Below are 9,944 nucleotides of genomic sequence, written 5' to 3' on the forward strand. Positions count from 1 at the left end.
TGTGGTTCTTGAAAAGCGTCGTGTGCTTTTTTAGAACCTCAATATGCAGTGGAATGTAATAAAACTGCCTTCCTTTTTCCGCATCATGACTTGCGCCTCTAAATCTAACTTCAAGAGCAAGACTAATAATAATTCGGTAGTTATTCCTCATCTAGCAATCATGGTTGCGGGAACGCTCCGATTTTTGACGTATCATCGTTTCCAGATCCAGCTCCAACAGCCAGCCTCTCGGAATTTTCGGTGCCTCCGCAAAAACCAAAGGAGGGTTTTCACTGCGCCCCCTAACAAATAAAAGGTTGTCAGTTTCACTTTGTTCAACTGCCTATTGATTCACTAAATCAAACCAAACAACGGTTTGAAAGTTCATCAACATAACGGGCTTCCTCAGCTTTTCATAATTGGACCACCATTTTCCCCTCCAATTGGCTGTTTCTTAAAATTTGGTTTTAGCTTACCATAAGGTGGACAGGTTTCCAAGGCAGAAGTTCTACATATATAAAGGAGGAATGGATCAAATGGAAAAGCAAACTGGTAGTGATTTGGTAAAAAGAGGTATGGCGCAGATGCAAAAGGGTGGCGTTATCATGGACGTTATTAACGCGGAGCAAGCGAAAATCGCGGAGGATGCTGGTGCTGTGGCTGTTATGGCGCTGGAACGGGTGCCCTCTGATATTCGTGCCGCGGGTGGCGTCGCTCGTATGGCCGATCCGCGTATTATCGAGGAAGTGATGAATGCGGTTTCGATTCCAGTCATGGCGAAAGCTCGGATTGGTCATATTTCTGAAGCTCGCGTATTAGAAGCGATGGGCGTCGATTATATCGATGAAAGTGAAGTTTTGACCCCTGCTGATGATGAATTCCACCTTCTAAAAAGCGATTTTACCGTACCTTTCGTGTGTGGTTGTCGCGATCTTGGCGAAGCGCTCCGTCGTATCGGCGAAGGTGCCTCAATGCTTCGTACAAAAGGTGAGCCTGGAACTGGTAATATCGTGGAGGCCGTTCGCCACATGCGCAAAGTGAACAGCCAAATTCGCAAAGTAAGCGTGATGAGTGACGATGAACTAATGACCGAAGCGAAACTTTTAGGCGCTCCTTATGAACTTTTAAAAGAAATTAAAGCGCTTGGTAAATTGCCGGTCGTGAATTTCGCGGCTGGTGGTGTCGCGACGCCTGCGGATGCTGCCTTGATGATGGAACTTGGCGCGGATGGTGTTTTCGTTGGATCGGGTATTTTCAAATCGGATAATCCGGCTAAATTTGCGAACGCGATCGTGCAAGCAACGACGTATTACACAGACTATGAACTGATTGGCAAACTTTCCAAAGAACTCGGTGCAGCAATGAAGGGAATCGAGATTTCTCGTTTAAACCCTGAAGATCGTATGCAAGATCGAGGCTGGTAACATGAAGAAAATTGGTGTTTTAGCACTTCAAGGTGCTGTATCGGAACACTTAGACGCGATTTCACGGACTGGTACCACTGCAGTTGCCGTGAAGCATCCCGATCAGTTGCAGGATCTCGACGGGCTCATTTTACCCGGTGGCGAAAGTACTACGATGCGCCGGCTCATGAAGAAGTACGATTTATTCGAAACGATTCAGGCATTCGCGAAAGCTGGAAAAGGTGTTTTTGGGACATGCGCGGGATTGGTTTTGACGGCACGCGAAATCGACGGTAGCGACGACGAAACGCTCGGTTTAATCGATACCGTTGTAATGCGAAATGGTTTTGGTCGGCAAAAAGATAGTTTTGAAGTGGCGATTGCGATAAAAGGTTTGGAGGGCGAGCCGTTTCCAGCGGTTTTCATTCGAGCGCCTTACATCGCCTCGATAGGTGAACAAGTGGAGGTTCTCGCGACTGTTGATGATACATGCGTCGCGGCAAGACACGGAAAAATTCTCGTCACCGCATTTCATCCTGAACTAACTGGTGACACACGCTTACTAGAGCTTTTCATTGCGTCACTCTAAATAAAAAATACCGATTGCGAAAATAAGTCCGCAATCGGTATTTTTGTATGCAATTATTCTGCTACAGCTTGTGCCGCAGTGATTAGCGTTAAATTGTAAACATCTTTCGTATTACAGCCACGAGAAAGATCGTTCACTGGCGCGTTCAAGCCTTGTAAAATCGGGCCAACCGCTTCAAAATTACCGAGGCGTTGCGCAATTTTGTAACCAATGTTTCCTGCTTCTAGACTTGGGAAAATAAATACGTTCGCGTCTCCTTTAAGAACGGAGTCTGGTGCTTTGCTCGCTGCTACAGAAGGAACGAACGCTGCGTCGAATTGGAACTCGCCGTCAAGTACTAGATCAGGCGCTTTTTCTTTCGCGATTGCCGTTGCCTCAGCCACTTTCTCGGTTTCCTCAGACTTAGCCGAACCTTTTGTCGAGAAGCTAAGCATCGCAACGCGTGGGTCGATGCCGAATACAGATGCTGTTTCCGCACTGACAATTGCATTTTCTGCCAAATCTTGCGCAACAGGTGCAATGTTGATCGCTACGTCACTGAAAACATATTTTTCGTCGCCGCGTACCATGATCATCGCGCCCGCTACTTTTGAAATGCCAGGTTTTGTTTTGATAATTTGTAGCGCTGGGCGAACCGTATCCGCTGTAGAATGCGCTGCGCCACTCACAAGGCCATCCGCTTTTCCAGTATAAACCAACATCGTGCCGAAATAGTTCGGGTCAACGAGGATTTTGCGCGCGTCTTCTTCTGTCGCCTTGCCTTTACGACGTTCCACAAACGCTGCAACCAACTCGTCAAAAAGTGGATCTGTTGCTGGCTCATGAATTGCGATGCCATCAAGCGATACATTCAGTTCCTTCGCAGCCGCCGCAATCGCCGTTTTATCGCCTAAAAGAATCGGTGTTACAATACCATCTTTCAAAAGCTCCACCGCTGCGCCAACAATACGCGCATCTTCGCCTTCTGGTAAAACAATGCGTAAACCTTTTCCTGCTACTTGCGCTTTTAACGTTGTAAATAAATCACTCATAATTTCCTTTTCCTCCAATTAAATAATAATATGATATCTCTATTCTACTATGAATCCGAGCACTTTGACAGCAATACAAACCGACTGATACAGTTTAAAATGAGTAGCCTTTGTATCAATACAGTAGCCCACTGTTATTCAAATTGCTTTATCGAACTGTAGCGGTCAACTAATTTCCGCGACTAGTACAGTTTACTTTTCAAATGTCGTCAAAGCGGCTAACTCATCCAGCGTTAACGGGCGGTATTCTCCGAGTGCAAGCGTTTCGTCTAAATGCAACGCCCCCATCCGCAAACGTTTCAAGTACACGACCTGTTTATCGACTGCCTCAAACATCCGCTTCACTTGGTGGAACTTCCCTTCTTGAATCGTCACTTCCACATCAGAAAAACCATTTTCGACCTGCAAAATAACTAATTCCGCCGGTTTACACGTGTAATTATCCGAAATCGTAACGCCATCCATAAAAATCGCGATATCCGCTTCCGTCACAACGCCTTCGATTTTCGCAAAGTACGTCTTATCCACATGCTTTTTAGGAGACAATAAATTATGCGCCAAAACACCGTTATTCGAAATAAGCAGCAATCCTTCTGTATCTTTATCCAAACGCCCGACTGGAAAAAGTTTTTTCAATCGATCCCGCTCCTCTAACAAGTCAATGACCGTCTGATCCCAATTGTCCTCTGTCGCACTGACAACGCCCGGTGGTTTATTCATCATCAAGTATGTAAATTCTTCGTACACGACCGCTTCCCCGTAAACTTCTACCGAGTCTTGTACCACATCCACCTGAAATTTCGCTTCTTTTTGGCGCACATCATTCACTGTAACCGCGCCATTTTTCAGTAGATGTTTCACTTCTGTTCTACTTCCAAAGCCACTGTTCGCAAGCAGTTTATCTAATCTCATTCCCTCAAACGCCTCCATACCCGATTTTGCATTTCTTCTATATAACCCATTCTACCGTTTATTTCGAATCCTGACAATTGCGCTCGTTCTGGTTTTACTTTTCAGAGTGGATTTTATATGCTAAAATAGAACCAATTGATAATGATAATCATTATACATACGATCGGAGGCACCAGTCAAAATGAAACAACTAAATGAAGTAGCTATTGGGGAGCACGTTACGATTACGCAACTAAATATCGCAAATCCTAAGCTTGAAAAACGGCTTTTATCGCTTGGTTGTAAAATCGGTTGTGAAGTTTGTATCAAACAAAAAGGTTTATTTGGTGGGCCTTGCACATTTGAGACGAAAGGGCAGTATATTAGTATTAGAAACTGTGATGCGTGCGCTATCATGGTCGAGATACGATGACGACGGTTTGTTTACTTGGAAATCCTAACACAGGGAAAACCTCGCTTTTTAACGCGCTTACTGGTTCGTATGAAACGGTCGGCAATTGGAGTGGCGTGACCGTGGAGAAAAAACTCGGGACGCTGCGCCAAAAAGCTGGTAAGATTATTGATTTGCCAGGCATCTATGATTTGAGTCCGCTCTCACGTGACGAAACCATTGTCACCCGTTTTTTGCTTGAGGAGCGTTTTGATTCGATTCTAAATATTGTGGACGCCTCGCAATTGGAGCGTAATTTACAGCTCACCGTACAACTACTCGAGCATGGCGCGCCAATCGTGATGGGGCTAAACATGGTCGACGTCGCTGCTAATCGCGGTATTCGCATTCAAATTCCTGCCATTGCGCGCAAACTACATATTCCAATTTTGCCTGTCGTTGCTAGAACTGGAAAAGGCACGGATGAAATTCTTGCGGCTATTACCGAAAAAAGCCCAGCGCCCGCACGTGGCCTCATTTTGCCATATGGAGAAGCAGTGGACAAAGCGATTTCGGAGTTAAAACACATCATTGAGCCGCATATAAAACCAAAACAACAGCGCTGGTTTAGCGTCCAATTTTTCAGTGGAAATGAGGCGATGACTGATTTCTTGAAACGCCATAACTTGCTCACAGATGCCCTCATTATTCGGGGTCGCTTGCAAGAAAAGCTGGAAACGCCGCTAGAACTGCATTTCTATCAAATTCGCGAAGCTTTTATTGCAGATATTTGTTTGGAAACCGTCGAGTATACGAAAAAACATAATATCCCGCTTTCCGATAAGCTTGACCGCGCGTTTACGCATCCATGGCTTGGCATTCCGTTGTTTCTGCTCGTGATGTATCTCATTTTTCAAGTTACATTTACGTGGATTGGCGTGCCCCTTTCCGATTTGCTGGATGGCTTTTTTGGCGGTACTTTATCCGATTGGGTGACTTCTGGCTTGACGTTTATCGGCGCTTCCCAGTTCATTATCGACCTCATTGTTAGCGGAATTATCGCGGGTGTTGGCGGCGTCCTTGTTTTCATCCCGCAGATTTTGGTGCTGTTCTTCTTCATTTCACTATTGGAGGACTCCGGCTACATGGCGCGGATTGCGGTCGTGATGGATCGCGTGATGGAGTTTTTCGGTTTAAATGGCAAGGCGTTCATACCGATGATTATCGGCTTCGGCTGTAACGTCCCAGGAATCATGGCCGCGCGCTCCATTGAGGAATCCAAAGAACGAACCTTGACGATTCTCGTGACGCCGTTCATGTCCTGTTCCGCGCGACTTCCCGTTTACGCGCTTTTTGCCGGTGTATTTTTCGCCCAAAATCAAGCGCTCGTCGTACTTTCCTTTTACGTGATCGGCATCGTGCTCGCCCTACTCGTGACAAAAATTCTGTCCGTGACACTGCTCAAAAAAGACAATTCGGTATTCGTGATTGAGCTCCCGCCTTACCGCGCCCCGTCTTTCCGCACATTGTGGCGCAGCACATGGGAAAAAGGCCGCGGCTTCTTGCGAAAAGCTGGAACCTTCATTTTCGCAGGCTCCGTTATTATCTGGCTGTTAAACTACACTGGCCCAACCGGATTCAACGTCCCAATGGGTGAAAGTTTTCTCGCCATGTTCGGCAGTCTGCTCGCTCCAATTCTCGCACCACTCGGATTCGGAACTTGGCAGGCCGGCGCGACACTCATTCCCGGTTTTTTAGCGAAAGAAGTCGTAATTTCCACCATGTCGATTATTTACGCAACAAAAGAAAGCACGCTCGCATCCGTGGTCGGCATGCATTACACACCGCTATCCGCCTACTGCTTCATGCTTTTCATTCTATTATACATTCCTTGTTTGGCGACAGTTGCAGCAATTCGAAAAGAAATCGTTTCCTTCAAATGGACAGCTTTTGCGGTGATTTATCCACTCGTAACCGCCTATGTCCTAACACTTTTAGTCTATCAAATCGGACGTTTATTCTTATAAAAGGAGGCTGTGAAAAATGATAAATATTGTAATCGGTGGCCTCATATTCGGCTACACAATCTATGCGCTCGCTCGCTACATCAAGAAAAGCAAACAAGGCAAATGCGGCGGCTGCGATCTGGAAAAATCCTGCGATAGCGACAAGTCAACACCATTCTGATACGAAAAAAGTCCACCTAATTTGATGTGGAATTTCGTTATGTATACGGTCGATATTTTTTCCGAAGCGACACTTGTTCATTCTTCCGCGCTTCCAAATCATCTCTAAAAAACAAACTAACTTGCCCCTTTTCCACGCGCTCTATTTTCCCGCGCTTCACTAGTGATGACAGGGCTTGTTTGGAAATTCCTAAAAACATAGCGGCTTCTTCCGTCGTAAAAAAATAGTTTTCCAGTAGGACGATGGCTTTCTTTTTATCCATGCGCGCTCACCTGCTTTCTATCGTTATTTTACTGGAAGTCGGATGCTTTTTTCAACTCTTAGCCTAAAAATACTTTCATCTAATTCTAAAAAAGGCTATACTTAGTCTGTTAACAGTATCGAAATGGAGGTATTTCCTATGAATCCAATCATAGACCATCTGCGGAATCACCGTTCTTTCCGTAAATATCAAACGGATAAAACGATTCCAAAAGCGCAATTAGACAGCATTATTCGTTCTGCTCAAAGTGCCCCATCGTGGATTAACGGTCAGCAATATTCGATTATTGCCATCCAAAATCCAGAGCGCAAGGCTAAAATAGCGGAGCTCTGCGGCAACCAACCTTACATAGCGGAAAGTTCGGTTTTTCTCGTGTTCGTCGCTGATTTCTACCGCACACATCTGGCGAGTGAACAACATCAAGGTTCTCATTCCGCGGTTCAAAATGTGGACGCTTTACTCGTTGGGGCGACCGATGTTGGACTTGCATGTGAAAATGCGATTATCGCGGCAGAATCCTTTGATTTAGGCGTTGTTTGTATCGGCGGTATTCGTCGCAACATGGCAGAAGTCATCGATTTTCTAAAACTGCCAAAACACGTTTTTCCGGTTGTCGGGCTTTGCATCGGTTATCCTGATGTGGAAATGCCGATTAAACCCCGTTTCCCGAAAGAAGCCGTATACTTTGAGGAGACATATCAAACAGACGTTGCGGACTTGATGGCGGATTATGATGAAACGATTATCCTTCAATCGCAGAAACGCTGAAACAACAAGGTTTTTTGATGAAAGATGTATAAAAATTAGGAGGCAAATACAATGACAAAAGCTTTATTTTTAGATTCGGTTTTTCAAGATCGCATATGGGGAGGCACGAAATTACGTGATTTCTTCGGCTACACGATTCCAACAGAGACGACTGGCGAACATTGGTCGATTTCGGCACATCCGCACGGCCCTTCTACAGTGAAAAACGGTGAATTTGCTGGAAAAACGCTGATTGAATTATGGGCGGAACAACCTGCTTTATTCGGCAATCCGAAAGAAGCCGTATTCCCATTGTTGACGAAGATTTTGGACGCGAACACGGACTTATCTGTGCAAGTTCACCCAAATGATGCTTATGCGAAAGAGCATGAAAACGGCGAACTTGGCAAAACGGAATGTTGGTATATCATTGATTGCGAGCCAGGCGCCGAGCTTGTTTATGGACATAATGCAACGTCGAAACAGGAGTTGATTGAGTGGACGCGTGACGGCAAATGGAGCGAGTTGCTTCGTAAAGTCGCAATTAAACCCGGCGATTTTTTCTATGTGCCGAGCGGTACGATTCACGCGCTGTGTACCGGGACGCTCGTTCTGGAAACGCAGCAAAGCTCTGATACGACTTATCGTGTGTACGATTACGATCGCGTTGACAAAGATGGCAACAAGCGCGAACTTCACTTGGAGAAATCCATCGATGTGACGACCGTTCCTCATCATGACGCCGTTTTAAATATCACAACAAAAACAACTGGTGCTCTAACAGAAACCACGTTTGTAGACAGTGAATTTTTCGCGGTGTATAAATGGGACATCAACGGAAAAGCAGATTTCACGGCTACCGCTCCCTACACATTAGTCAGCGTCCTATCAGGCGAAGCAACGCTAACCATCGACGGTGAAGCAACACCCATCAAAAAAGCAGACCACTTCATTCTACCGTCCACATGTAAAAACTGGACCATTGATGGTGATGTGAGCTGCATCGTTTCGACACCTGCAAAATAATCTTTTGACTAGCCTTCACATCTTTTGTGGAGGTTTTTTTCACAAACAAGTTGCCAACAAATTTTACGTTTTTATGTTACAATTCAAGTAATACATAGGAAGGAAGTGCTTTATGATGAACGAAGCTGTTAAAACATTAGATGGTTGGTTTTCGTTGCATGATTTCAGAACGATTGACTGGCCTGCTTTAAGAGAAGTTTCCTCCACTGAGCGCGATGCTATGCTCAATGAATTACAAAATTTCTTGGGCGATATGGACATTACGAAAAAAATGGGGGAAGGCGAGCATACGATTTATTCCATCGTTGGGCAAAAAGCGGATTTGCTATTTTTCACGCTGAGACCAACACTTGAGGGCTTGAACGAAGTCGAGAATCAATTAAACAAACTCCGGATTGCGGATTACTTACTGCCAGCCTATTCGTATGTTTCCGTTGTGGAACTTAGCAATTATTTGGCGAACCATATGGCAAAAGGCGGAGATCCTTACGAGAATAAGCATGTGCGTGAGCGTTTGTATCCAGAGTTGCCAGCACGCAAGCATATTTGTTTTTATCCGATGACAAAACGACGTAGTTTATCCGATAACTGGTATATGTTGCCGATGGAAGAACGCCAAACGATGATTCGTGACCATGGCGCGATTGGCCGTACGTATGCTGGGAAGATTAAGCAAATCATTGGCGGGTCGATTGGTTTAGATGATTTTGAATGGGGCGTGACGCTGTTTGCAGATGATGCGCTTGATTTCAAACGCATTGTCACAGAGATGCGATTTGATGAGTCCAGTGCTCGGTTTGCAGAGTTTGGCTCGTTCTTGATTGGGAATTATGTTGCAGCAGACGAGTTGCCGAATTTTTTTAGGATTTAATGATGGTAAAATAAGATTTAGAGCCCACCCCCTTGTGATGAGGGGGTGGGTTTTGTTGTTGTGGCTCTTATGAAGCATCCCCTGCTGAATTAGAGCCTCAATATGCATGAGAACGCAGTGAGCATGTAATCCACCAGCGGCTCTTATCCCCGAACCATCACAACTCAACTATTGAAACGCCATGTTTTAAAACACCTAATCATGCGCAGCGTCATGTTTCACGCCTCCAATCTAACCTCAATATACAGTGGAATGTAATAAGACTGCCTTCCATTTAGCCAAACCCTCGAAATTTTCGTAGCTGAACAGCGGACTAATAATAATTCAGTAGTTATTCCTAACCTAGCCATCACAATTGCGGGAACGCTCCGAATTTTGACGTATCATCATTTCCAGATCCAGCTTTGTTGTGGTTCTTGAAAAGCGTCGTGTGCTTTTTTTGGATAGGTTATACTAAATTGGACAATTAAATAAGGGTCTTTATAATAGATACTATAAAGAAGTAAAGGATGAAGTTTACAATGACAAAAAGAACGACGCGCACCTTCACACCCGAATTTAAAAAAC

General features: G+C 45.0%; 11 protein-coding genes and 1 pseudogene. 8 read left to right on the forward strand and 4 right to left on the reverse strand.

What is annotated here, in order from left to right; genetic code table 11:
• The first annotated feature begins 515 nt into the window (after window positions 1–515).
• Both pdxS and pdxT read left to right on the forward strand, forming a co-directional pair.
• Window positions 516–1,403: a pyridoxal 5'-phosphate synthase lyase subunit PdxS gene (gene pdxS, locus DUK53_RS08470; RefSeq protein WP_036132918.1), complete on the forward strand. Its 888-nt coding sequence runs from the start codon at window positions 516–518 to the stop codon at window positions 1,401–1,403.
• A gap of 1 nt (window position 1,404) precedes the next feature.
• A complete protein-coding gene (gene pdxT, locus DUK53_RS08475) occupies window positions 1,405–1,971 on the forward strand; it encodes a pyridoxal 5'-phosphate synthase glutaminase subunit PdxT (RefSeq protein WP_036132919.1) in 567 nt (188 codons plus the stop codon).
• A 53-nt stretch (window positions 1,972–2,024) separates the two neighbouring features.
• Here pdxT and pta read toward each other — a convergent pair whose 3' ends face one another.
• A complete protein-coding gene (pta, locus tag DUK53_RS08480) occupies window positions 2,025–3,002 on the reverse strand; it encodes a phosphate acetyltransferase (RefSeq protein WP_036132920.1) in 978 nt (325 codons plus the stop codon).
• Between the two features lie 192 nt (window positions 3,003–3,194).
• Window positions 3,195–3,914, reverse strand: a complete 720-nt coding sequence (locus DUK53_RS08485; protein ID WP_036132921.1) for a pseudouridine synthase — start codon at window positions 3,912–3,914, stop codon at window positions 3,195–3,197.
• A gap of 181 nt (window positions 3,915–4,095) precedes the next feature.
• On the opposite strand from DUK53_RS08485, the gene DUK53_RS08490 reads away from it, so the two are divergent.
• Genes DUK53_RS08490 through DUK53_RS08500 form a run of 3 tightly spaced genes read left to right on the forward strand, consistent with a single transcriptional unit; the run spans window position 4,096 to window position 6,471 of the window.
• The gene (locus DUK53_RS08490; protein WP_036091126.1) at window positions 4,096–4,326 is read left to right on the forward strand and encodes a FeoA family protein; all 231 of its coding nucleotides are present in this window, start codon (window positions 4,096–4,098) and stop codon (window positions 4,324–4,326) included.
• Window positions 4,323–6,311: a ferrous iron transport protein B gene (feoB, locus tag DUK53_RS08495; protein WP_036132923.1), complete on the forward strand. Its 1,989-nt coding sequence runs from the start codon at window positions 4,323–4,325 to the stop codon at window positions 6,309–6,311. Before DUK53_RS08490 ends, feoB begins: the two co-directional genes overlap by 4 nt.
• 16 nt (window positions 6,312–6,327) lie before the next feature.
• Entirely contained in the window at window positions 6,328–6,471 is a 144-nt protein-coding gene (locus DUK53_RS08500; protein ID WP_059141181.1) for a FeoB-associated Cys-rich membrane protein, read from the forward strand.
• Between the two features lie 37 nt (window positions 6,472–6,508).
• On the opposite strand, the gene DUK53_RS08505 is transcribed toward DUK53_RS08500, so the two are convergent.
• Window positions 6,509–6,733 (reverse strand): helix-turn-helix domain-containing protein, encoded by a 225-nt coding sequence (locus DUK53_RS08505; protein ID WP_036091121.1) that lies wholly within the window; start codon window positions 6,731–6,733, stop codon window positions 6,509–6,511.
• A 138-nt stretch (window positions 6,734–6,871) separates the two neighbouring features.
• On the opposite strand from DUK53_RS08505, the pseudogene DUK53_RS08510 reads away from it, so the two are divergent.
• The 3 genes and pseudogenes from DUK53_RS08510 to hemQ form a co-directional block, all read left to right on the forward strand.
• Window positions 6,872–7,495 (forward strand): annotated as a pseudogene (locus DUK53_RS08510) (NADPH-dependent oxidoreductase); the annotation flags it as partial.
• Between the two features lie 57 nt (window positions 7,496–7,552).
• Window positions 7,553–8,506, forward strand: a complete 954-nt coding sequence (gene manA, locus DUK53_RS08515; RefSeq protein ID WP_036132925.1) for a mannose-6-phosphate isomerase, class I — start codon at window positions 7,553–7,555, stop codon at window positions 8,504–8,506.
• A 115-nt stretch (window positions 8,507–8,621) separates the two neighbouring features.
• Complete coding sequence (hemQ, locus tag DUK53_RS08520; RefSeq protein ID WP_036132963.1) at window positions 8,622–9,377, forward strand: hydrogen peroxide-dependent heme synthase; 756 nt, start codon at window positions 8,622–8,624, stop codon at window positions 9,375–9,377.
• A gap of 386 nt (window positions 9,378–9,763) precedes the next feature.
• Here the strand turns inward: hemQ and DUK53_RS17795 are convergent.
• A partial coding sequence (locus tag DUK53_RS17795) for a hypothetical protein (RefSeq protein ID WP_236637287.1) occupies window positions 9,764–9,944 on the reverse strand: 181 nt, incomplete at its 5' end.

The organism is Listeria sp. SHR_NRA_18, from assembly GCF_003856515.1.
GTDB lineage: Bacteria > Bacillota > Bacilli > Lactobacillales > Listeriaceae > Listeria_A > Listeria_A newyorkensis.

Excerpts from the sequence above, each read along its gene's own strand:
- pdxS (WP_036132918.1), top strand. The coding sequence starts at position 516 with ATGGAAAAGCAAACTGGTAGTGATTTGGTAAAAAGAGGTATGGCGCAG.
- pdxT (WP_036132919.1), top strand. The coding sequence starts at position 1,405 with ATGAAGAAAATTGGTGTTTTAGCACTTCAAGGTGCTGTATCGGAACAC.
- pta (WP_036132920.1), bottom strand. The coding sequence starts at position 3,002 with ATGAGTGATTTATTTACAACGTTAAAAGCGCAAGTAGCAGGAAAAGGT.
- DUK53_RS08485 (WP_036132921.1), bottom strand. The coding sequence starts at position 3,914 with ATGAGATTAGATAAACTGCTTGCGAACAGTGGCTTTGGAAGTAGAACA.
- DUK53_RS08490 (WP_036091126.1), top strand. The coding sequence starts at position 4,096 with ATGAAACAACTAAATGAAGTAGCTATTGGGGAGCACGTTACGATTACG.
- feoB (WP_036132923.1), top strand. The coding sequence starts at position 4,323 with ATGACGACGGTTTGTTTACTTGGAAATCCTAACACAGGGAAAACCTCG.
- DUK53_RS08500 (WP_059141181.1), top strand. The coding sequence starts at position 6,328 with ATGATAAATATTGTAATCGGTGGCCTCATATTCGGCTACACAATCTAT.
- DUK53_RS08505 (WP_036091121.1), bottom strand. The coding sequence starts at position 6,733 with ATGGATAAAAAGAAAGCCATCGTCCTACTGGAAAACTATTTTTTTACG.
- manA (WP_036132925.1), top strand. The coding sequence starts at position 7,553 with ATGACAAAAGCTTTATTTTTAGATTCGGTTTTTCAAGATCGCATATGG.
- hemQ (WP_036132963.1), top strand. The coding sequence starts at position 8,622 with ATGAACGAAGCTGTTAAAACATTAGATGGTTGGTTTTCGTTGCATGAT.